Raw genomic sequence first — 23,640 nt, 5'->3', positions numbered from 1 at the left:
GGGAGGACCGGCTGGGTCAGCGCAGCAGCACGCCCCCGCCCTCACCGGTCGACGCGTTCGGCACCGCGACCAGGCCGAGCTCCGCTCCCGAGGCGAGCAGCGGATGCGACGGCAGGACCCGCACCGTGTACCCGTAGGGTCCCGTGCGGTCGAGGGCCAGCGGGCCCTCGTACAGCCAGCGGCCCTCCAGGTCGTGACCGCCGGCCGGCTTCAACGGGAACGTCTGGACCTCGGCGATCGCGTCCGCCGAGTCGACCCGCCCGGCGACCACCTGCACCTCCACGTCGTCCGGTTCGAGTCCGCCCAGCGCGATCCGGACCCGGAGGGCGAGGGTGGACCCCAGCTCCGCGGAGCCGCCCACGACCGTGTCGGCCGCGGCCTCCACATGGTCGACGGCCACATCCGGCCAGGCCGCGTGGATCCGGGCCTTCCACCCGGCGAGTTCGCGGGCGGTGGCAGGCTGCAGGGCCCGGCGGGCCAGCGCGGCGGGGGCGTAGAGCCGCTCCACGTACTCGCGCACCATGCGGCCCGCGAGGACCTTGGGCCCCAGCGTGACCAGGGTGCGGCGGACCATCTCGATCCACCGTTCCGGAAGGTCCCTGGCGTTGCGGTCGTAGAAGCGCGGGGCGACGCGGTCCTCGATCAGCGAGTAGAGGGCGTTGGCCTCCAGCTCGTCGCGCCGGTCCTCGTTCGTGGCGGACCCGTCGGCGGTGGGGATCGCCCAGCCGAAGTCGGGCTCGAACCACTCGTCCCACCAGCCGTCGCGCACGGACAGGTTGAGGCAGCCGTTGAGCGCCGCCTTCATCCCGCTGGTGCCGCAGGCCTCCAGCGGGCGCAGCGGGTTGTTCAGCCAGACGTCGCAGCCCGGGTAGAGCTTCTGCGCCATGGCCATGCCGTAGTCCGGCAGGAACACGATGCGGTGCCGGACCCGCGGGTCGTCGGCGAACCGCACCAGCTCCTGGACCAGCCGCTTGCCGCCGTCGTCGGCGGGATGGGCCTTGCCGGCGACCACGATCTGGATCGGGTGCGTGGGATGGAGCAGCAGCGCCCGCAGCCGGTCGCGGTCGTGCAGCATCAGCGTGAGGCGCTTGTAGGAGGGCACCCGGCGGGCGAAGCCGATGGTCAGCACGTCCGGATCGAGTACGCCGTCGATCCAGTCCAGCTCGGCGGTGCCCGCGCCGCGCCTGCGCCAGGAGGCGTAGAGGCGTTTGCGGACCTCGGTCACGAGTTGTTCGCGCAGCCCCCGGCGGAGGTCCCAGATCTCCTGGTCGGGTACGGCGGCCACGGCTGACCAGCGCCGGGGGGTACCGGTCCGGCCGCCGTCGTCGGTCTCCGCACCGGACGTCTCCCCGACCTCGGCGCCCGCCAGCGCGTTCCCCGCCCGCTCGGTGCCGAACTTCCTGGCACCGAGCCGGAGGACCTCGGGCGCCACCCAGGTCGGCGCGTGCACCCCGTTGGTCACGGAGGTGATCGGCACCTCCGAGGGGTCGAACCCCGGCCACAGCCCGGAGAACATCTCCCGGCTGACGGCACCGTGCAGGGTGGAGACGCCGTTGGCGCGCTGGGCGAGCCGCAGTCCCATCACCGCCATGTTGAAGAGTCCCGGCTCGCCGCCGGGGTAGGTCTCCATGCCGAGAGGGAGGATCCTCTCCACACCGACGCCGGGCAACTCGCCGTCGTCACCGAAATGACGTGCCACGAGTTGGCGTTCGAATCGGTCTATCCCGGCGGGGACCGGGGTGTGCGTGGTGAAGACCGTCCCGGCCCGCACCACTTCGAGGGCGGCGTCGAAGTCGAGGCCGGTCTCGGAGAGCTCCCGGATCCGTTCGAGGCCGAGGAACCCGGCGTGCCCCTCGTTGGTGTGGAACACCTCGGGGACCGGGTGCCCGGTGAGCCGGCAGTAGGTCCGCACGGCGCGCACCCCGCCGATGCCGAGCAGCATCTCCTGCAGCAGCCGGTGGTCGCTGCCGCCGCCGTAGAGCCGGTCGGTGACGTCGCGTTCGCCCGGGGCGTTCTCCTCGACGTCCGAGTCGAGCAGCAGCAGGGGGACGCGGCCGACCTGGGCCTGCCAGATCGAGGCGTGCAGCGAGCGTCCGCCGGGCAGCGCGAGCACCACCCGGCTCGGACTGCCGTCCGGCTCCCGGACGAGGGTGAGCGGCAGCTCGTCGGGGTCGAGGACGGGATAGTGCTCCTGCTGCCAGCCGTCCCGGGACAGGCTCTGGCGGAAGTAGCCGTGACGGTAGAGCAGGCCGACCCCGATGAGCGGTACGCCCAGGTCGCTGGCGGCCTTCAGATGGTCCCCGGCCAGGATGCCGAGCCCGCCGGAGTACTGCGGCAGGGCCGCGGTGACCCCGAATTCGGGGGAGAAGTAGGCCACGGCCGCGGGGAGTTCCGCGCCCTGGGAGAGCTGGTTCTGGTACCACCTCGGGCCGCTGACGTACTGCCGGAGGTCATCGGACACCTCGGCGAGCCGGCGCAGGAAGTGCTGGTCCCCGGCCAGCTCGGTGAGGCGCCCGGCGGACACGGCGCCGAGCAGCCGCACGGGGTCGGCGTCCGCGGGCCGCCAGCCCTCCGGGTCGGCCGCCTGGAAGAGCTGCTGGGTCTCGGTGTGCCAGGACCACCGCAGGTTGCGGGCGAGGTCGCTGAGCGGTTGGAGGGGTTCGGGGAGGACGGGACGCACGGTGAATCGACGAATGGCCTTCACGTATCCCACCTTTACAGGGGACGTACGGATCCGAGGGGACGCACCACGGTGTACGCCCTCTCCGTCACCCTCGACGGTAGCGGCGTGCACCCGTACGCGACCACGGCGCACGACCGGCTCAGTGGGCCCGGCCGCCCCCGGCCCGCCCGCCCCCGGCCCGGCCGTCGCACCGGGCGCGCCCGCCTCCGTATCACCTCGCGCACCCCCTGCCGCCCCGGTACCCCTCACCCCTCCGGCCCCAACGACCGCATGGGCCAGATGCGCACACATCCGTCACGGGCGATATGGCTGATTTCCCCTCTCACGCGGCCTTGTGGCACTTCGCACCACAGGCAAGGCTGCGTGGTGCGCCCGTACGACGGCCGGGGGACCGGTGCACGGCGCGCACAGCGCGTGCACGGGAGTGCACCCAGGAGTTAACACGCCGCCGGGTTGGCCGCCCGGAAACGGTGGGAAGGCTTCCCCGGTACTCAGCACGACCACGGCCCGCGCAGCACACCCCAGGTGCCCCGATCCGAGCACGGACCCCCCGCGCACCTGCCATTCGAGTGCCATTCGAGTGAACGCGGACAGGAGCGGCCATGCACACAGCCCGCCAGCCGACAACCGAGCAGCTACAAAGGACGCACCCCCTCCATCGCGGCGCGCGTGGCCAGCCCCTCACGCCCACGCCGCGCCCCGTGCATGCCGAGCTACTGCCCCCAGGTGATTCCGTGATCGGTCGTATTCCCGTCCTGGACGTCCACCCCCTCGTCGACTGCGGCCGACGGCCGGCCAAAGCCGTGGCGGGCGAGACCTTCCAGGTCAGCGCCACCGTCTTCCGCGAAGGTCATGACGCGGTGGCCGCCGACGTCGTGCTGTGCGACCCGAGCGGACGGCCCGGCCCCTGGACGCCGATGCGCGAGCTCTCCCCGGGCACGGACCGCTGGGGCGCCGACGTCACCCCGGATGCCGAGGGGCACTGGACGTACACCGTGGAGGCGTGGAGCGATCCGGTCACCACCTGGCGCGGCCACGCGCGGATCAAGATCCCCGCCGGCATCGACACCGCGCTGGTCCTCGACGAGGGGGCCGCCCTGTACGAACGCGCCGCCGCCGGCGTACCGAAGCGGGACGGGCGTGAGGCGGTGCTGGCCGCGGTCGACGCGCTGCGCGACACCGGCCGTCCCGCCGCCCTCAGGCTCGCCGCCGCGCTGACCCCCGAGGTGGACGAGGCACTCGGACGCCACCCCCTGAGAGAGCTGGTCAGCGCGTCCCGCCCGCTGCCGCTGGTCGTCGAGCGCCGGCGCGCCCTGTACGGCTCCTGGTACGAGATGTTCCCGCGCTCCGAGGGTGCGCGGACGGAGCCTGCCGCCCCGGTGAAGCCGGCCCGCGCGGCGAAGGCCGCCAAGACCGTGAAGACGGCGAAGGCCACGAAGACCGCCGCGGCGGCGAAGAGGAAGGCCGCCGCGGTGAGGGCGGAGCTGCCCCCAGCGCCGCCCGGGATCGTCAGCGGCACCTTCCGTACCGCCGCGGAGCGCCTTCCGGCCGTCGCCGCGATGGGGTTCGACGTCGTCTACCTCCCCCCGATCCACCCCATCGGCACCACCCACCGCAAGGGCCCCAACAACAGCCTCTCCCCCGGTGCCGGGGACCCGGGTGTGCCGTGGGCGATCGGTTCGGCGGAGGGCGGGCACGACGCCGTCCACCCGGATCTCGGCACGCTCGAGGACTTCGACCACCTCGTGGAGACCGCCCGCACACTGCGGATGGAGATCGCGCTGGACTTCGCGCTCCAGTGCTCCCCGGACCACCCCTGGGTGGAGGAGCACCCCGAGTGGTTCCACCACCGCGCCGACGGGTCCATCGCCTACGCCGAGAACCCGCCGAAGAAGTACCAGGACATCTATCCGATCGCCTTCGACCGGGACCTGCGGGGAATCGTCGCCGAGACGGTCCGCATCCTGCGGTTCTGGATGGACCACGGCGTACGGATCTTCCGGGTCGACAATCCGCACACCAAGCCGGTGGTCTTCTGGGAGAAGGTGATCGCCGACGTCAACCGCACCGACCCCGACGTGATCTTCCTGGCCGAGGCCTTCACCCGCCCCGCGATGATGCGCACGCTGGCCGCCGTCGGCTTCCAGCAGTCCTACACCTACTTCACCTGGCGTAACACGAAGCAGGAGCTCACCGAGTACGTGACCGAGCTTTCGGGCGACAGTGCCTCGTACATGCGGCCCAACTTCTTCGTGAACACGCCCGACATCCTTCCCGGTTACCTCCAGGACGGCGGACGTCCGGCCTTCGAGGCGAGGGCCGTGCTCGCCGCGACCCTGTCCCCCTCCTGGGGCGTGTACGCGGGATTCGAGCTGTGCGAGAACACCCCGGTGCATCCCGGGAGCGAGGAGTACCGGGACTCGGAGAAATACCAACTCAGGCCCAGGGACTGGGAGTCGGCGGAGCGTGAGGGCCGCTCGCTGGCACCCCTGATCACCGCCCTCAACCGGATCCGGCGACGCCATCCGGCGCTCCAGCAGCTGCGCGACGTCCACTTCCACTCCGTCGACAACGACGCACTGATCGCGTACAGCAAGCGCTCCGGTTCGAACACCGTTCTGGTGGTCGTCAACCTCGACCCTCACCACACCCGCGAGGCCACGGTCTCGTTGGACATGCCGCGCCTCGGCCTCGACCGGCACGAGAGCGTGCCGGTGCGCGACGAGCTCACCGGCGCCACCTATCACTGGGGCAGAACCTTCTATGTGCGCCTGGAACCGGGTGTGACACCCGCGCACATCGTGGTCCTGCGACCGTCCCCGCCGACCGGAGGGTCACCCACACCATGATCGTCAACGAGCCTGTCCACGACCTGTTCGAGGACACTCCCGCCAAGGACCGCGATCCCGACTGGTTCAAGCGCGCCGTCTTCTACGAGGTACTCGTCCGGTCCTTCCAGGACTCCAACGGCGACGGCGTCGGCGACCTCAAGGGTCTCACCGCCAAACTGGACTACCTGCAATGGCTGGGCGTCGACTGCCTCTGGCTGCCGCCGTTCTTCAAGTCCCCGCTGCGTGACGGTGGTTACGACGTCTCCGACTACACCGCCGTACTGCCCGAGTTCGGTGACCTCGCCGACTTCGTGGAGTTCGTCGACGCCGCGCACCAGCGCGGCATGCGCGTGATCATCGACTTCGTCATGAACCACACGAGTGACCAGCACGACTGGTTCCAGCAGTCCCGCACGGACCCGGACGGGCCGTACGGCGACTACTACGTCTGGGCCGACGACGACAAGCAGTTCCCGGACGCGCGCATCATCTTCGTCGACACGGAGACGTCCAACTGGACCTTCGACCCGGTGCGCAAGCAGTACTACTGGCACCGCTTCTTCTCGCACCAGCCCGACCTCAACTACGAGAACCCGGCGGTCCAGGAGGAGATCGTCTCGGCCCTCCGCTTCTGGCTGGACCTCGGCATCGACGGCTTCCGCGTCGACGCCGTGCCGTACCTCTACCAGCGCGAGGGCACCAACTGCGAGAACCTCCCGGAGACCCACCACTTCCTCAAGCGGGTCCGCAAGGAGATCGACGCCAACTACCCGGACACCGTGCTGCTGGCGGAGGCCAACCAGTGGCCGGAGGACGTCGTCGACTACTTCGGCGACTACCGGGCCGGCGGCGACGAGTGCCACATGGCGTTCCACTTCCCCGTGATGCCGCGGATCTTCATGGCCGTACGGCGGGAGAGCCGCTATCCGGTCTCGGAAGTCCTGGCGAAGACGCCCCAGATCCCGTCCGGCTGCCAGTGGGGCATCTTCCTGCGCAACCACGACGAGCTCACGCTCGAGATGGTCACGGACGAAGAACGCGACTACATGTACGCGGAGTACGCCAAGGATCCGCGGATGCGGGCCAACATCGGCATCCGCCGGCGACTGGCACCCCTGCTGGACAACGACCGCAACCAGATCGAGCTGTTCACGGCGCTGCTGCTGTCCCTGCCCGGCTCCCCGATCCTCTACTACGGGGACGAGATCGGGATGGGCGACAACATCTGGCTGGGCGACCGCGACGCCGTGCGCACCCCGATGCAGTGGACGCCGGACCGCAACGCCGGCTTCTCCTCCAGTGATCCGGGGCGACTCTACCTCCCCACGATCATGGACCCGGTCTACGGCTACCAGGTCACCAACGTGGAGGCGTCGATGGCCTCACCGTCGTCGCTGCTGCACTGGACGCGGCGGATGATCGAGATCCGCAAGCAGAATCCGGCCTTCGGCCTGGGCACGTACGACGAGCTGCCCTCGTCGAATCCCGCGGTGCTCGCGTTCACCCGCGAGTACAAGGACGACCTCGTGCTGTGCGTCCACAACTTCTCGCGGTTCGCACAGCCGACGGAGCTCGACCTGCGGGCGTTCGACGGACGCCATCCCGTGGAGCTGATCGGCGGGGTCCGCTTCCCGGCCGTCGGCCAGTGGCCCTACCTGCTGACGCTCGCGGGCCACGGTTTCTACTGGTTCCGGCTGCGGAAGACCGCCCCCGCCGCCGGCGAGGGGCTGTGACGGACAGCTGACGGAGCCTCGGTTCCGGCACCCGTGCGGGGCGGTTTCCGCCGCCCCGCACGGGGCACCCTCACCCCATATCGAGCGCTTCCGGGCCCTTCCTGGCTCTTCGGGCCCTTTGATCGAGTCCGTACGGACTTTCCTCACCCGACACGTCCCGCACAGCCGGACAGCCATTGCCGCAATCCGGGACACTCTTCGCATCCTGTGGTGTGCCCGGGGAAAGGACGCGATGCCATGTCGGAGGCTGCATCCACTCGAGTCGCCCTGGCGAAGAGCACGACACAACGAAAGACGACAAGAAGAGGTACGACGAGCACCGCGGGCACGACGGCCCTGCTGCCGTCCCTCGCCCCCCTGCTCCACGAATGGCTCCCCCGGCAGCGGTGGTTCGCCGGCAAGGGACAGCCGGTCACCGGCTTCTCCCTCGTCTCGGCGACCGAGATACTGCCACTGGACAACGCCGCCGCGGGCCCCGGACTGCTGCACCTCCTCGTCCGCGCCCACCAGCCCGGCGGTCCCGCGCAGACGCACGGCGACTGCTACCAGCTGCTGCTCGGCGTACGCACCGCACTGCCCCCGCACCTGGCCCCGGCCCGTATCGGCCAGGTGGCGGACGGACCGCTGGCCGGCCGCACCCTGTACGAAGGCCTGCACGACCCGCGCGTCGCCGGGCTCCTGCTGGAACGATTCCGTAACCCCGGATCCCTCGGCACCCTCCGCTTCGACCGCACGGCCCCGGTCCCTCCGGGGCTCGCGCCGCGCCTCCTGGACACCGAGCAGTCCAACTCCTCGCTCGTCTACGGGGACGCGTACATCCTGAAGATCTTCCGCCGGGTGTTCCCGGGCACCAACCCCGATCTCGAGCTGCCGCTCGCGCTGAGCCGCGAGGGCTGCGGCCGGGTGCCCTCCCCGGTGGCCTGGTTCGAGGCGACGGCTCCGGAGCCGCTCACGCTCGGTGTGCTGCAGCCGTTCCTGCGGGGTGCGCAGGACGGATGGCAGCTCGCCCTCGCCGCGCTCGGCGCGGGGCGCTGCTTCGTCCCGGAGGCGCGGGCGCTCGGCCGGGCCACGGCCGAGGTGCACACGGCACTCGCCGCCGCGCTGCCGACGCCCGCCCTCGCCCACGACCGGACCCGGAGCCTGGTGGCCGGGATGACCCACCGGCTGGAGGCAGCCGCGCAGGCCGTCCCCGCACTCGCCCCCTACGTACCGGGGCTGCGCGCCGTCTTCGACGCCGTCACCGCACCGGGGCACTCCGGCCGCGGCTGGGCCGCACAGCGGATCCACGGAGATCTGCACCTGGGCCAGACCCTGCGGGGCGACGACGGCTTCTGGTCGCTGATCGACTTCGAGGGGGAGCCCGCCAAGCCCCTGCCCGAACGCCGCAGTCCGCAGCCACCGGTGCGCGACGTCGCGGGGATGCTCCGCTCCTTCGACTACGCGGCCCGCTCGCACCGCCCGTGGAACCCGGAGTGGGCGGCACGCTGCCGCGACGCGTTCTGCGAGGGCTACGCCGGGGCGTCGGGCGCCGACCCGCGCGCCGAGCCGGAGCTGCTGCGCGCCCACGAGACCGACAAGGCGGTGTACGAGGTGCTGTACGAGGCCCGGCACCGCCCCGACTGGCTGCCCGTCCCGATGGCCGCCATCCACCGCCTGGCCACGACGACCGGGTGATCCCCCGCTCCCTCCCCCTCCCACCTCTCCCCCTCCGAGGAGGCCGTCCCTGTGACCGCCCGCAAGCCGTCCCGCAAGTCGCCCGAGCCCATCGAGGTCCCGCCCGGCCCGCAGCCGGTGACCACCGAGGTCGGCGCACCGGCCCCCGACCCCGTCGCCCCTCCTCCCGCCAAGCGCGCCCGGGCCAGGAAGACGGCCGCCGCGCCGCCCCGGCCCCGGCGCGGCGGCGGCGGCAAGGGGGTCCTCCCGGCCACGGCCCTGGACGACGGGGACCGGGGCAGGCTGCTCGCCGGCGAGCACCACGCCCCGCACGACGTCCTGGGCGCGCATCCGGCCGGCGGCGGGGTGGAGTTCCGGGTGCTGCGCCCGTTCGCGCACTCGGTGACCGTGCTGGCCGAGGAGCTGCGGGCCGAGCTCCAGAGCGACGGCGACGGCTTCTTCTCCGGGGTCCTGCCGCTGCCCGCCGTGCCCGCCGCGTACCGGCTCCAGGTCGCCTACGACGACAACACGATCGAGGTGGAGGACCCGTACCGCTTCCTTCCCGCGCTCGGTGAACTCGATCTGCACCTGATCGGCGAGGGCCGGCACGAGGAGCTCTGGAAGGCACTCGGCGCGCAGCCGATGGAGCACCAGGGCGTGCCGGGCACCCGCTTCACCCTCTGGGCGCCGAACGCGCGCGGGGTCCGCGTCGCGGGCGACTTCAACTACTGGGACGGCACGGCCTTCCCCATGCGGTCCCTCGGCTCCACCGGTGTGTGGGAGCTGTTCCTCCCCGGCGTGGGCGAGGGCGCGGTCTACAAGTTCGACATCTGCCGCCCCGACGGTTCGCACACCCAGCGCGCCGATCCGATGGCCCGCCACGCGGAGGTGCCGCCCGCGACCGCCTCGGTGGTGGCCGCCCCACATCACGCGTGGCAGGACGGCGACTGGATGGCGCACCGGGGCGACCGCCCGGTGCACGAGTCCCCGTTCTCGGTGTACGAGGTCCACCTCCCGTCCTGGCGCCCCGGCCTCACCTACCGTCAGCTGGCCTCCCAGCTCCCCTCCTACGTACGGGAGCTCGGCTTCACCCACGTGGAGCTGATGCCGGTCTCGGAGCACCCCTTCGGTGGCTCCTGGGGCTACCAGGTCACCGGCTTCTACGCGCCGACGTCCCGGATGGGCACCCCCGACGACTTCCGCTTCCTGGTCGACGCGCTGCACGCGGCGGGCATCGGGGTCCTCATGGACTGGGTGCCGGCGCACTTCCCGCGCGACGACTGGGCACTGGCCGAGTTCGACGGCCGCCCCCTGTACGAGCACTCGGACCCGAACCGGGCCGCACACCCGGACTGGGGCACCCTGGAATTCGACTACGGCCGTACGGAGGTCCGCAACTTCCTGGTCGCCAACGCCACGTACTGGTGCGAGGAGTTCCACATCGACGGCCTGCGGGTCGACGCGGTGGCCTCGATGCTCTACCTCGACTACTCCCGCGAGGACGGGCAGTGGTCGCCGAACGAGCACGGCGGCCGGGAGAACCTGGACGCGGTGGCCTTCCTCCAGGAGATGAACGCGACGGTCTACCGGCGCAACCCCGGTGTCGTCACCATCGCCGAGGAGTCGACCGCCTGGGAGGGCGTCACGCGCGCCACGGACCGGGGCGGCCTCGGTTTCGGCCTCAAGTGGAACATGGGCTGGATGCACGACTCGCTGGTGTACATCGGCAAGGAGCCGGTGCACCGCAAGTACCACCACGACGAGATGACGTTCTCGATGGTGTACGCCTACAGCGAGAACTACGTCCTGCCGATCTCGCACGACGAGGTGGTGCACGGCAAGCAGGCGCTGGTCAGCAAGATGCCCGGCGACTGGTGGCAGCAGCGCGCGAACCACCGGGCCTACCTCGGCTTCATGTGGGCGCACCCCGGCAAGCAACTGCTCTTCATGGGGCAGGAGTTCGCCCAGGGCGCCGAGTGGTCCGAGGGCCACGGCCCCGACTGGTGGCTGCTCGACCCGGCGTACGAGGCCTCCGGCGACCACCTGGGCGTACGCACCCTGGTCAAGGACCTGAACGCGGTGTACGGGGCGCTGCCCGCGCTCTGGCAGCGTGACACCTCCCCGGAGGGCTTCGCCTGGATCGACGGCGGCGCGGCGGAGGACAACGCGTTCGCGTTCGTCCGCTACGACGCGGACGGCTCGCCGCTGCTGGCGGTCTCCCACTTCTCCCCGGTGGTGCGGCAGGACTACCGCATCGGCGTACCGGACGGCCCGGAGGCGTGGGTGGAGGTCCTGAACACGGACGCGGCACGGTACGGCGGCGGCGACGTGCGCAACGACGAGCCGCTGAAGCCCGAGGCGGTCCCGGCCCACGGCCGGGAGACGAGTGTGACGCTGACACTGCCGCCCCTGGCGACGGTGTGGTTCCGGCCCGCCTGACGGGTGCGAACACCGGGGCGCCCGCCCCTCCAGGTACACGGCACCCCCGGGCGGCAGTTCCGCCCGGGGGTGCGACCGGAAAGCGGACTTCTCGCGATTCTCGACGCTCCGCCCGCGCGGATAGCCGGAGAGGTCGATCAGTTGTCCCGGTCGTCCGACATACCGCGCTGGACTTCGGAAATACCCGGCGCGCAGGGCGCCAGGAGCTGGTGCGGATCCTGCGCGCCTGTCACCGCACGGTCCTCGCACCGCACTGGGAGCACATACAGGCCCGCGTCGAGGCGGAGCGCGCCGCCCGTCTGCGGGCGCTGCTGGCGCGGGGGGTGGAGAGGCTGCCGGCCGATCCCGGACCCACGATGCGCCGGGAGAACCCCGTCCTGCCCGTCACATATCCCGCCGAGGAACGGGACCTGCATCTGAACGGCCGTGGGCTGCGTCTCGTACCGTCGTACTTCTGCTGGGGTGCCCCGGTCAGCCTCGCCGATCCGGAGCTGCAACCGGTCCTGTGCTATCCGGTCCTCCAGGAACCGGCCGCTCCCTGTCTCGACGCGGCGTGGGGCGGACAGGAGAAGGCACTCGCCGCCCTGATCGGCCAGGCCCGCGCGGCGGTCCTGCGGACCACGGCGAGCGGCGCCACGACGGGCGAGATCGCGCGGGCCATCGGCGTCTCCGCGTCCTCCGCGAGCAGGCACGCGACCGTGCTGCGGGATGCCGGTCTGGTCACCAGCAGCCGGCACGGTGCGAGTGTGCTCCATACGCTCACCCCGGTGGGCGCTTCGGTGCTGCGCGCGTCCACGCGCCGCACGCGGAAGCCGACGGCCGACCACACGGAGGTGTGACGGCGGCGGTTCCGCCGCCGGTGCCGAACATTCCGTCCGACAAGCCCCGAGCTGGGGCTTGTCGGCCACGTTCACGCCCGTGCCCGGCGGTGGCGGCGCGTTCGGCACGACCGGCCACCTACCCGTCGACCCCGTCCCGCACGATCTGCCGGGCCACCTGTCCGCGTGCGTCGGCGAGTTCGGCGGCGATCCGTTGTTCACGGTCGGCGTCAGACACGACGGCCGCGGGTACGGGCGCCCCGACGAGCAGGCATGCGCGACGCTGATGTGTCGGCGGATGGGTGTCGTCGACGCTGTGCCCCCTCCGCGCGCCGACGCGCCGCTGCCTCTCGTACTCGTGCTCCGGAATCGACTCGACGTGGGCCGCGAGGACCTCCCACAGTCCGTCCTGCCGCCCCTCGGACCGGCCGGCACTGCGTGGGAGGGCGCGGAGTCTGATGCTCTCGCGCCGCAGGGCGATGTGGACGGACTCCGCGACGAGCAGCCGGTCCAGGAGTTCCACGGCCGCCTCGGTGGAACCGGCCTGGGCGGCAACGGAGTCGGCGAGGTACTCGGCGCGCTGCTTGGACCGCAGGGTCAGCTGGTCGAGCAGCATCAGCAGGCCCGAGACCAGCGAACGGGGCACCAGGTAGACGAGGTTCGCCAGCATCTCCAGCGGCGCGGGGTCCTCGGTCGGCTCCAGGTAGTAGTGCCAGATGGTCAACGAGCGGTACGCGGTGCCGAAGACGGCTCCGCGTCGGGTGTCACCGTTGCTGTAGTGCCCCAGCTCGTGGCCCAGCAGGGCGATCCGCTGCCGGTGTTCGAGTGTCTCCCACAGGGGCAGCCCCAGCGTCAGGAGACGGTGGCCGCGCACACCGCAGGTCGTCACGCTCGCGTTGACATCGGCGTCGACCGCGATCACGTCCACACTCCTGGTACCGGCCACCCGGGCGATCTCGTCGATCAGTCCGTACAGGGCGGGCGCATCGGCGCGGTACAGCAGGAGCGCGTCCTTGGGCAGCCGCGGCAACCGCGGCCTGAGGCTCCATCCCAGCGCGACGAGGAAGAGCCCCGCCACCACCACGACGGGGTTGCCCCATCCGCCCACCACACACCAGACGCCCCCCGCCACCAGGGCGACGGTCACTCCGTGAACCGCGAGCGCGATCCCGTGGGCCAGCAGGGCGGAGGTGTCCTTGCCCGGACGGAGTGCCCCGCCGGCACTCACCTCGGCGAGCAGCCGCTCGCCGTGCCGGCGGGCCAGTGTGCGGCGCACCCTCGCGAGCCGGCCCGGTTCCTCCGCCGGTTCAGCGGGGTCCACGTTCCAGTCGCAGACGCCGCACCAGGCCGCGAACCGGCTGTCCACCGGCATCCCGGCCCCACACTCCGGACACAACCGAGCACCCTCACCCACAAAAACCCCCACCCATCCCGCCCCGAACCCGCCAACCTACCCAAGCGCCAGGTCGGCGGGAAGCTACGGACGGACACACTGGGGCATACGGCACGTAGGGGTGTCCGCGATCCCCCAACGACCTTCCTACGGTGCCGCGAAGACGTCCTCAAGGTCCTGGAGGAGGCGGCGCTTCGGGCGGGCGCCGACCGTCGGCGTCAAGGCAAGGGCCGGGCCGTGCGGGTGCCCGGCGGAGCCCCGCCCTGCGGAGCGCGAACCGCCCGCACCGTGACGGTGCGGGCGGTTCGGGGCGAGGCGGCCGAGGTCCGGGGGGAAGCCCTCGGCGGGGTGCCTCGCGGACTGTGGGGCCCAGGGCCCCGGGCCCCACAGGAGCCTCGGGCCGTCGTGGGGCCGGAGACCCTCTGGCCGGAGTTGCAGGCCTCTGGATTCCCGGGGCGCCGCTAGAACCTCCCGGGGCCCGAGAGCGTCCCGGGGCCGGGCCTTCCGTGCCTCAGACCTTCGCGAGCGACGGCTTGTCCTCGCCGCTGTCCCTGGCCTCCGGGACGTCCGCGTCGGCGTCCGCCTCGGCGGGGTGGTGGTCGTCCGTCATCGTCTTCTCGTCGAACGGGAGGGCGCCGGAGAGGACCTGGTCCACCCGGGCCCGGTCGATCTCCTTGGTCCAGGTGCCGACCAGCACCGTGGCGACCGCGTTGCCCGCGAAGTTCGTCAGGGCGCGGGCCTCGCTCATGAAGCGGTCGATGCCGACGATCAGGCCGACGCCGTCGACCAGGTCGGGGCGGTGGGACTGCAGGCCGCCCGCCAGGGTGGCCAGTCCGGCGCCGGTGACGCCGGCTGCGCCCTTCGAGGCGATCACCATGAAGATCAGCAGCGAGATCTGCTCGCTGATGCTCAGCGGGTCGCCCGTCGCGTTGGCGATGAAGAGCGAGGCCATCGTGAGGTAGATCGCGGTGCCGTCGAGGTTGAAGGAGTAGCCGGTCGGCACGGTGATGCCGACGACGGGCTTGCTGACGCCCATGTGCTCCATCTTCGCGATCAGCCGCGGCAGGGCCGACTCGGAGGAGGAGGTGGAGAGGATGAGCAGGAACTCACGGCCCAGGTACTTCAGCAGGGCGAGGATGTTGACCCCGGCCACCAGTCGCAGGATCGCGCCCAGGATCACGAACACGAAGAGCGCACAGGTGACGTAGAAGCCGATCATGATGACCGCGAGGGACTTCAGCGCGTCCAGGCCGGTCTCGCCGACCACCGCCGCGATCGCTCCGAAGGCGCCGACCGGGGCCGCCCACATGATCATGGCGAGGATGCGGAAGACGAGGCGCTGGATGTGTCCGATGCCGCGCAGGATCGGCTCACCGGCCGAGCCCATGGCCTGCAGGGCGAAGCCCGCGAGCAGGGCGATGAGCAGGGTCTGCAGGACCTCACCCTCGGTGAAGGCCGAGACCATGGTCGTCGGGATGATGCCGAGCAGGAAGTCCACGGTGGACTCGCTGGCTCCCGACGCCTGCTTCTCGCCGGCGGCACGGGCCGCCTCGGTGAGGTGGAGGCTGGAGCCGGGCTCCAGCAGGTTGCCGACGACGAGGCCGATGGCCAGGGCCACGGTCGACATCACCAGGAAGTAGCCGAGGGCGAGGCCGCCGACGGCGCCGACCTTGGCGGCCTTGCGCACGGAGCCGACGCCCAGCACGATCGTGCAGAAGATGATCGGCGAGATCATCATCTTGATGAGGTTGACGAAGCCGGCGCCGATGGGCTTGAGCTCCACGGCGACACCCGGGGCGACGAAGCCCACCGTGATGCCCAGCACCACGGCGGCGATCACGGCCAGGTAGAGATAGTGCGTACGGTCCCGTCGTGCGGCTTTCTCTGCCACGGGGGTCTCCTCGGGGTTGCGGTCGCTCCCCGTCCCTGGGGGCCCCGGTGACTATTCACTTCCCTGTGACGGCGGTCACCCTTGCGTTCATATCGTTCACGGACGCTTTCGAGCCACCTTGGGCCGGTGGGCCGCGGCAGGCAGACTGGGGCCATGCGCCTGTCCCGCACGCTCCCCCGCAGTCTGGCCGGCCAGCTCTTCGCGATGCAGGCCCTGCTCGTGGCCGCGGTCGTGGCCGGGTGCGCCTTCTTCGCGTACGCCTCCGGCAGGGCGCAGGCGGAGGAGACCGCGGACCGGCAGGTGCGGACCGCGGCCCTCGCCCTGGCCGGATCTCCGACCGTGCGGGAGGCGATCCGTACCCCGGATCCGTCCGCCGTACTCCAGCCGTACGCGGAGCGGGTCCGTGCGGACACCGGCATCGCGTTCGTCACGATCATGGATCCGGACCGCGTGCGCTGGACCCACCCGCACCCCTCGGAGATCGGCCGGACCTTCATCGGGAACACCGCCCCGGCCCTGCGCGGCGAGACCTTCACGGAGACGTACACCGGCACCCTGGGGCCGTCGATACGGGTCGTCACGCCGATCCGCGACGGGGACAGGATCGTCGGCCTGGTGAGCGCCGGCATCACCGTCGAGCGGGTCTCCACCCAGGTGCGCGAACAGCTCGGCGCCCTGGGGATGGCGGCGGGTGCGGCGCTGGCGCTCGGCGGGCTCGGGACGTACGTGATCAACGCCAGGCTGCGCCGGCACACGCACGGGATGAACGCCCGCGAGCTGGGCCGGATGCACGACTACCACGAGGCCACCCTGCACGCGGTGCGCGAAGGACTGCTGATGCTGGACGGGCAGCGCCGGATCGCGCTGATCAACGATGCGGGCCGGGAGCTCCTCGGCCTGACGCACGCGTCGGTGGGCCGCAAGGTCGACGAGCTCGCCCTCCCGGCGCCGCTCACCGGGGCCCTGCTGGCGGCCGAGCCCCGGGTCGACGAGGTGCACCTGACGTCGGACCGGGTGATCGTCGTCAACACCAGCCCCGTGGTCGGCGGCGAGCAGCGCGGCACCGTGGTGACCCTGCGGGACCACACGGAGCTGCAGGCCCTGTCGGGCGAGCTCGACTCGGAGCGGGGTTTCACCATGGCCCTGCGCTCGCAGGCCCACGAGGCGGCGAACAGGCTGCACACCGTGGTCTCGCTGATCGAGCTGGACCGGGTCGAGGAGGCGGTGGAGTTCGCGACGGCGGAGCTGGAGCTGGCGCAGGTCCTCACCGACCGGGTCGTGGGGGCGGTGGCCGAGCCGGTCCTGGCCGCGCTGCTGCTCGGCAAGGCGGCGCAGGCCAACGAGCGTGGTGTGGAGCTGGTGCTCGCGGAGGACAGCCTGATCGACGACGGGGCGCTGCCGCGGTCCATGGCACCGCGCGACCTGGTGACGATCCTCGGCAACCTGATCGACAACGCGGTGGACGCCGCTTCGGAGGCGGGGACGGGCGGCGAGGCGCCGCTGCCCGCGCAGCGCACCGCGACGCGGGCCCTGGTGACCGTGACCGCGCTCACCGAAGGCGGGGAGCTGTTGCTGCGGGTCGCGGACACCGGCGGGGGGATCGGTCCGGACGACGCGGACGAGGTGTTCCGGCGCGGCTGGACGACGCACGGCACGGGGCGCGGGCTGGGGCTGGCCCTGGTGCGCCAGGCGGTCCACCGCAACGGGGGGACGGTCACCCTGGACCGGGGTCCGGTCGGCGGCGCGGAGTTCACGGTGCGGCTACCGCTCGCGGGCCGTACGGCGGAGGTGGCCACGGCATGAGCGGGACAAAGGGCGTGAGCGACCCGGGCGGCCGGGGCGACGCACCCGGCAGAGACGGCATCACGGGTGCGGACGGCGTGATCCGGGTGCTGGTCGTGGAGGACGACCCGGTGGCGGCGGACGCCCATCAGCTGTACGTGGGCCGGGTGCCGGGTTTCGAGGTGGCCGCCGTCGCCCACACCAGGGCGGCGGCCGTGCGGGCCCTGGACCGCATGCCGGTGGACCTCCTGCTGCTCGACCTGTACCTGCCCGACGGACACGGCCTCCAGCTGCTGCGCTCGCTGCGGGCCGCCGGACACGGTGCCGACGTCATCGCGGTGACGTCGGCGCGCGATCTGGCGGTGGTGCGGGAAGGCGTGTCGCTCGGCGTCGTCCAGTACGTGCTGAAGCCCTTCACCTACCCCACCCTGCGGGACCGGCTCCTGCGCTATGCCGCGTTCCGGGCGGCGGCGGGCGAGGCGAGCGGCCAGGAAGAGGTGGACCGGGCGCTGGGCGCCCTGCGGGTGGCGGACCCGGCCAGCCTGCCCAAGGGGCTGAGCGGCCCGACGCTGGCGGCCGTGACACGGACCCTGCGGGAGTCCCCGGACGGGGTGACGGCGTCGGCCGCCGGGGAGGGGCTGGGGATCTCCCGGATCACCGCGCGCCGCTATCTGGAGCATCTGGTGACGGCGGGCCGCGCCGTGCGGCGGCCGAGCTACGGTCAGGTCGGCCGGCCCGAGCTGCACTACACATGGGTGGCCGAAACCCGCCCCTAGGCGACGACGTCGGGCGAAACTCCCCCTAGGAGGATCATACGAAGGGTGAACTGTTAGGAACAGCCTGTAGCCAGGCGCTTCTTGTGCTCATACGGTGAAGCCGTGCACACGACTCCGCCCTTCAATGCTCCCGCCGCACGCCGACTTCGCGAAGCGCTGGGAATGGCTCCCGGACATGTTGCGTACGGCCTGGGCGCCCAGTACGGACTGCAGATAACCGCCGAGACCGTCATGGCCTGGGAGCGTGGTGTGGCCCTGCCGGGCGAACGCGAACTGACGGCCCTCGCAGGTGTGCTGTGGTGCGCCCCCGGCGAACTGCTGGCTGCCGCGAGCACGTTGCGCGAGCACCGGCAGTCCCGCGACATCGGGGTGGAGGACCTGGCGCGGACGCTCGGGATGACGGCCGCCGCGTACCAGCGGATCGAGGATTCGGGCCGCTGGCGCGGCAACGAGCGCCAGGCCGTGGCCCTCTGCCAGACGCTGGACATGTCGGCCGCCCAGTTCCTCACCGCGACCGGCCGCAACGAGGAGCTGGCGGAGCTGCTGAGCAAGGCCGTGGCGACGCGCTGGCAGGCATACGTCAAGCCGGTGGCCAAGATCGTGCCGCTGGACCGGGTCCTGGTCCAGAACGTGCTGGAACAGCTGCACACCGACTACCAGGCGCTGATCGTGTCGACGCAGGCGTGGAACAGCGCCGGCCGCGAGCGGACCGAGGCGGAGATCGACGCGCGGGAGTTCCTGGTGCGGGTCGTCGAGCAGTTCTGGCGGACCGCGGGGATCTGATCCGGCCACCCGGGGGCGCCTGCTCCGGCCTCCCGGGGGCGGCTCCGATCCTCCCGCGGGGGCCGGCGAGTGGCCGTCCGCGGGAGGAACGCGCGCCCCCGATCGTCCGCGGGGGCAACGCGTGCCCCGACCGTCCGGGAAATCGGCACGTGAACCCGATCGTCCGAGGAGACGACGAGTGGCCCCGGCCGACCGCGAGGGACGGCCGGGGCCACTCGCGGGCCTTCCGGCCGGCGGGGAAGGGGCGCCGCGCGCCGCTCCGGTCAGAAGACCGACTCGGCCTCGTACATCCGGTCGCCGGGCACGGTCTTCAGCCGGGTCACGGCGTCCGCCAGCGGGACCATGGCGATCTCGGTGCCGCGCAGGGCCGTCATCCGGCCGAAGTCACCCCGGTGCACGGCCTCCACCGCGTTCCAGCCGAAGCGGGTCGCGAGGACGCGGTCGTACGCCGTCGGGGTGCCGCCTCGCTGGACATGGCCGAGGATGACGGGCCGGGCCTCCTTACCGAGCCGGCGTTCGAGCTCGCCGGCCAGCTGGTTGCCGATGCCCTGGAAGCGCTCGTGGCCGAACTGGTCGATCTCGCCCTTGGCGTAGGTCATGGAGCCCTCGGCCGGGTGCGCACCCTCGGCGACGCAGATGACGGCGAACTTCTTGCCGCGCGCGAAGCGCTCCTCGACCATCTTGACCAGGTCGTCGACCTGGAAGGGCCGCTCCGGAAGACAGATGCCGTGGGCACCGCCGGCCATGCCGGACTCCAGAGCGATCCAGCCCGCGTGGCGGCCCATGACCTCGACCACCATCACGCGCTGGTGCGATTCGGCGGTGGTCTTGAGACGGTCTATGGCCTCGGTGGCGACGCCCACCGCGGTGTCGAAGCCGAACGTCCGGTCGGTGGCGGAGATGTCGTTGTCGATCGTCTTCGGGACGCCGACGACGGGCATTCCCGCGTCCGAGAGCATCCGGGCCGCCGTGAGGGTGCCCTCGCCGCCGATCGGGATGAGGGCGTCGATGCCGTAACGGCGGGACAGCTCCTCGCAGTTCTCCGCGGCCTCGCGCAGGCGGTCGCGCTCCAGCCTGGCCGAGCCCAGGATCGTGCCGCCGCGGGCCAGGATGCCGCTGACCGCGTTGAGGTCGAGAGGCCGGAAGTGGCCGTCGAGCAGCCCCTTGAAGCCGTCCTCGAAGCCGATGACCTCATCGCCGTGCCCCACCACGGCACGGTGGACGACCGACCGGATCACGGCGTTCAGGCCGGGGCAGTCGCCGCCTGCGGTGAGAATTCCGATGCGCATCGTGCTCTGTCTCCTGCTCGCTAGGTCCGGTCCGCTCAGGGTGCCTCTCGGGAACCCCCGTACCGTGAGCCATCACGATTGTCCCACGCCGGGTCCCGCCACCGCGCTCCCGGCTGCTCCGGCACCCGCCGGAGCAGCGCGCGCGGCGGCCTCCTCCCGGCGGGCGGCGTACCTGCCCCCGTAGGTATCGTCAAGGGGGCATTACCAGCCGAACAGGACGGGAGAGCACGCGTGGCGCGCAGCGTGTACGTGACCGGTATCGACCGGGGAGACGGCCGACAGGTCGTCGATCTGGGAGTCATGGAGCTACTGACGCGTCAGGTGGACCGGGTCGGTGTCTTCCGGCCACTGGTCCACGACGGACCGGACCGGCTGTTCGAGCTGCTGCGGGCCCGTTACCGGCTCTCGCAGAGTCCGGAGACCGTCTTCGGCCTGGACTACCACGAGGCCTCGACGATCCAGGCGGAGCAGGGTACCGACGAGCTGGTCTCGCGGCTCGTGGAGCGATTCCACCGGGTGGCCCGCGACTACGAGGTCGTCCTGGTCCTCGGCAGCGACTTCGCCGCCACCCAGCTTCCGGACGAGCTGGCGCTGAACGCCCGGCTCGCCAACGAGTTCGGCGCCTCCGTGATCGCGGTGGTGGGCGGCAAGGGACAGGACGCGGAGTCCGTCCGGGCCGAGACGCGCAACGCCTACCGGGCGTACGCGGGCCTGGGCTGCGACGTGCTGGCGATGATCGTGAACCGGGTGGCGTCCGAGGACCGTGCGGAGATCGCCGAACGGCTGGCGGCCCGGCTGCCGGTCCCCTGCTCGGTGCTGCCGGACGATCCGGCGCTCTCCGCACCGACCGTCGCCCAGATCACCACGGCGCTGGGCGGAACGGTCCTCCTCGGCGACGACTCGGGCCTGGCCAGGGACGCGCTGGACTTCGTCTTCGGCGGCGCGATGCTGCCCAACCTCTTGAAGGCCCTGACCCCGGGCTGCATGGTCGTGACCCCCGGCGACCGCGCGGACCTGGTCATCGGTTCGCTCGCCGCGCACAGTGCGGGGACCCCGCCCATCGCCGGTCTCCTGCTGACCCTGGACGAGCGCCCCGGCGAGGAGATACTCAGGCTGGCCGCCCGCCTCGCCCCCGGCACCCCGGTCGTCGCGGTGTCCGGCGGCTCCTTCCCCACGGCGGCCGAACTCTTCGCCCTGGAAGGAAAGTTGAACGCGGCCACGCCCCGCAAGGCGGAGACCGCGCTGGGCCTCTTCAAACGGCACGTGGACACCGGCGCCCTGCTGGAGCGGATCTCCGTGGCGCGCAGTGGCCGTGTCACCCCCATGATGTTCGAACACGAGCTGCTGGAACAGGCCCGCTCGAACCGGCGCAGGGTCGTCCTGCCCGAGGGTACGGAGGAACGCGTCCTGCGCGCCGCCGACGTGCTGCTGCGCCGCGACGTGTGCGACCTGACCCTCCTCGGCGATGTGGACGTCATCCGCAAGAAGGCCGCCGACCTCGGCATCGATCTCGCCGACACGCAGCTGATCGACCCGCAGACCTCCGAGCTGCGTCAGAGCTTCGCCGAGCAGTACGCCCTGCTGCGCGCGCACCGCGGGGTGACGGTGGAGCTCGCGTACGACGTCGTGGCGGACGTGAACTACTTCGGCACGCTGATGGTCCAGGAGGGTCTGGCCGACGGCATGGTCTCCGGGTCGGTGCACTCCACCGCGGCGACCATCCGCCCCGCCTTCGAGATCATCAAGACGAAGCCGGACGCCTCGATCGTCTCCTCGGTCTTCTTCATGTGCCTCGCCGACAAGGTCCTGGTGTACGGCGACTGCGCGGTCAATCCCGATCCGGACGCGGAGCAGCTCGCGGACATCGCGGTGCAGTCGGCGGTCACGGCCGCACGCTTCGGTGTGGACCCCCGGATCGCGATGCTGTCGTACTCGACGGGCACCTCGGGCACGGGTGCGGACGTCGACAAGGTGCGGAAGGCCACGGAGGGGGTGCGCGCGTCCAGGCCGGACCTGAGGATCGAGGGGCCCATCCAGTACGACGCGGCGGTCGAGCCCTCCGTCGCCGCGACCAAGCTGCCGGCGTCGGAGGTGGCGGGCCGGGCGACCGTGCTGATCTTCCCGGACCTCAACACCGGCAACAACACCTACAAGGCCGTCCAGCGTTCGGCGGGCGCCGTCGCGGTCGGCCCGGTCCTGCAGGGGCTGCGCAAGCCGGTCAACGACCTCTCACGCGGCGCCCTCGTGCAGGACATCGTGAACACCGTGGCCATCACGGCGATCCAGGCGCAGGACGAGGAGCAGACCGGATGACCCCCACGCACACCACCGACGGCCGGGCGAGCCGGGTGCTGGTCCTCAACTCGGGGTCCTCCTCGGTGAAGTACCAGCTCCTGGACATGCGCGACCGCTCCCGGCTGGCGACCGGCCTGGTCGAACGGATCGGCGAGGAGACCTCCCGGCTGGTGCACACGCCGTCGGCCGGCGGCGGCGCGCCCCGCGAGCGCACCGGCCGGATCGCCGATCACGAGCAGGCGCTGAAGGCGGCGGCCGAGGAGCTGGCGGCCGACGGCCTCGGCCTGGACTCACCGGAGCTGGCGGCGATCGGCCACCGGGTGGTGCACGGAGGGCTGAGGTTCAGCGAGCCCACCGTGGTCACCGACGAGGTGCTCCAGGAGATCGAGCGGCTGGTCCCGGTGGCCCCCCTGCACAACCCGGCGAACATCACAGGGATCCGTACGGCACAGGCGCTGCGGCCCGACCTTCCGCAGGTGGCGGTCTTCGACACGGCGTTCCACACGACGATGCCGGAGCACGCGGCGCGGTACGCGATCGACGTGGAGACCGCCGACGCGCACCGGATCCGCCGCTACGGCTTCCACGGCACCTCGCACGCGTACGTGTCCCGCCGGACGGCCGAGCTGCTGGGCCGCCCGGTGGCGGACGTGAACGTCATCGTGCTGCACCTGGGCAACGGCGCGTCCGCCTCCGCGGTGGCCGGCGGCCGGTGCGTGGAGACGTCCATGGGACTGACCCCCTTGGAGGGGCTGGTCATGGGTACGCGTTCGGGGGACGTCGACCCGGCCGTCACCTTCCACCTCAAGCGCGTGGCGGGCATGTCGGTGGACGAGATCGACGACCTGCTGAACAAGCGGAGCGGCCTGGTCGGCCTCTGCGGTGACAACGACATGCGGGAGATCCGGCGCCGGGTGGAGGAGGGCGACGAGCGTGCCGCACTCGCCTTCGACGTCTACGTCCACCGGCTGAAGAAGTACATCGGCGCCTATTCGGCGGTCCTCGGCCGGGTGGACGCCGTGGTGTTCACGGCGGGGGTCGGGGAGAACTCGGCGCCGGTGCGGGAGGCTGCGATCGCGGGACTGGAGGGATTCGGCCTCGCGGTGGACCCGGACCGCAACGCCGTTCGGTCCGGCGAACCACGGCTGATCTCCCCCGATGACGCCCGGGTGGCCGTCGCCGTGGTGCCCACGGACGAGGAACTGGAGATCGCCGGCCAGACCTTCGCACTGGTCCACAACTGAGCGGACCCGCGCCCCTTTGTATCTTCCACC

At 71.8% G+C, this 23,640-nt stretch carries 14 protein-coding genes; 10 read left to right on the top strand and 4 right to left on the bottom strand.

From position 1 onward, the window contains the following. Positions 1-16: 16 nt before the first annotated feature. Positions 17-2,704, bottom strand: coding sequence for an alpha-glucan family phosphorylase (gene glgP, locus OG927_RS23005; RefSeq protein ID WP_056794477.1), 2,688 nt, complete (start codon positions 2,702-2,704; stop codon positions 17-19). A 713-nt stretch (positions 2,705-3,417) separates the two neighbouring features. On the opposite strand from glgP, the gene OG927_RS23000 reads away from it, so the two are divergent. From OG927_RS23000 to OG927_RS22980, 5 genes are all read left to right on the top strand, one after another. After that, positions 3,418-5,532 (top strand): alpha-1,4-glucan--maltose-1-phosphate maltosyltransferase, encoded by a 2,115-nt coding sequence (locus OG927_RS23000; RefSeq protein WP_056794475.1) that lies wholly within the window; start codon positions 3,418-3,420, stop codon positions 5,530-5,532. Beyond that, the gene (gene treS / locus OG927_RS22995) at positions 5,529-7,247 is read left to right on the top strand and encodes a maltose alpha-D-glucosyltransferase (protein WP_056794473.1); all 1,719 of its coding nucleotides are present in this window, start codon (positions 5,529-5,531) and stop codon (positions 7,245-7,247) included. The genes OG927_RS23000 and treS overlap by 4 nt, the downstream gene beginning before the upstream one ends. A 237-nt stretch (positions 7,248-7,484) precedes the next feature. Further along, positions 7,485-8,921, top strand: a complete 1,437-nt coding sequence (locus tag OG927_RS22990) for a maltokinase N-terminal cap-like domain-containing protein (protein ID WP_056794471.1) — start codon at positions 7,485-7,487, stop codon at positions 8,919-8,921. Between the two features lie 51 nt (positions 8,922-8,972). Then, on the top strand, positions 8,973-11,339 hold the full coding sequence (gene glgB, locus OG927_RS22985) for a 1,4-alpha-glucan branching enzyme (protein ID WP_330320702.1): 2,367 nt from the start codon (positions 8,973-8,975) through the stop codon (positions 11,337-11,339). A gap of 209 nt (positions 11,340-11,548) precedes the next feature. Then, a complete protein-coding gene (locus OG927_RS22980) occupies positions 11,549-12,178 on the top strand; it encodes an ArsR/SmtB family transcription factor (RefSeq protein ID WP_408058085.1) in 630 nt (209 codons plus the stop codon). Between the two features lie 118 nt (positions 12,179-12,296). Here OG927_RS22980 and OG927_RS22975 read toward each other — a convergent pair whose 3' ends face one another. Together OG927_RS22975 and OG927_RS22970 are read right to left on the bottom strand one after the other, a co-directional pair. Further along, positions 12,297-13,529, bottom strand: coding sequence for a M48 family metallopeptidase (locus tag OG927_RS22975; protein WP_056794466.1), 1,233 nt, complete (start codon positions 13,527-13,529; stop codon positions 12,297-12,299). Positions 13,530-14,061: 532 nt separating this feature from the next. Next, positions 14,062-15,441: a cation:dicarboxylate symporter family transporter gene (locus OG927_RS22970; RefSeq protein WP_330320700.1), complete on the bottom strand. Its 1,380-nt coding sequence runs from the start codon at positions 15,439-15,441 to the stop codon at positions 14,062-14,064. 153 nt (positions 15,442-15,594) lie between these two features. On the opposite strand from OG927_RS22970, the gene OG927_RS22965 reads away from it, so the two are divergent. The 3 genes from OG927_RS22965 to OG927_RS22955 all read left to right on the top strand — a co-directional run bounded on the left by OG927_RS22965 (position 15,595) and on the right by OG927_RS22955 (position 18,782). Continuing rightward, complete coding sequence (locus OG927_RS22965; RefSeq protein ID WP_056794461.1) at positions 15,595-17,244, top strand: sensor histidine kinase; 1,650 nt, start codon at positions 15,595-15,597, stop codon at positions 17,242-17,244. A 77-nt stretch (positions 17,245-17,321) separates the two neighbouring features. Continuing rightward, complete coding sequence (locus tag OG927_RS22960; protein ID WP_056794835.1) at positions 17,322-17,999, top strand: response regulator; 678 nt, start codon at positions 17,322-17,324, stop codon at positions 17,997-17,999. A gap of 162 nt (positions 18,000-18,161) precedes the next feature. Further along, complete coding sequence (locus tag OG927_RS22955; protein WP_330321343.1) at positions 18,162-18,782, top strand: helix-turn-helix domain-containing protein; 621 nt, start codon at positions 18,162-18,164, stop codon at positions 18,780-18,782. A 263-nt stretch (positions 18,783-19,045) separates the two neighbouring features. On the opposite strand, the gene OG927_RS22950 is transcribed toward OG927_RS22955, so the two are convergent. Beyond that, complete coding sequence (locus tag OG927_RS22950; protein ID WP_056794456.1) at positions 19,046-20,071, bottom strand: ATP-dependent 6-phosphofructokinase; 1,026 nt, start codon at positions 20,069-20,071, stop codon at positions 19,046-19,048. Positions 20,072-20,302: 231 nt separating this feature from the next. Here OG927_RS22950 and pta point away from each other — a divergent pair, with 231 nt between their 5' ends. Together pta and OG927_RS22940 are read left to right on the top strand one after the other, a co-directional pair. Then, complete coding sequence (gene pta / locus OG927_RS22945; RefSeq protein WP_330320699.1) at positions 20,303-22,384, top strand: phosphate acetyltransferase; 2,082 nt, start codon at positions 20,303-20,305, stop codon at positions 22,382-22,384. Further along, the gene (locus OG927_RS22940) at positions 22,381-23,610 is read left to right on the top strand and encodes an acetate kinase (protein ID WP_056794450.1); all 1,230 of its coding nucleotides are present in this window, start codon (positions 22,381-22,383) and stop codon (positions 23,608-23,610) included. Before pta ends, OG927_RS22940 begins: the two co-directional genes overlap by 4 nt. The last annotated feature ends 30 nt before the right edge of the window (positions 23,611-23,640 follow it).

This window comes from Streptomyces clavifer, from assembly GCF_036345975.1.
In the GTDB taxonomy this organism is placed as follows: domain Bacteria; phylum Actinomycetota; class Actinomycetes; order Streptomycetales; family Streptomycetaceae; genus Streptomyces; species Streptomyces clavifer.
This window is presented reverse-complemented; position numbering and strand designations above follow the sequence as displayed.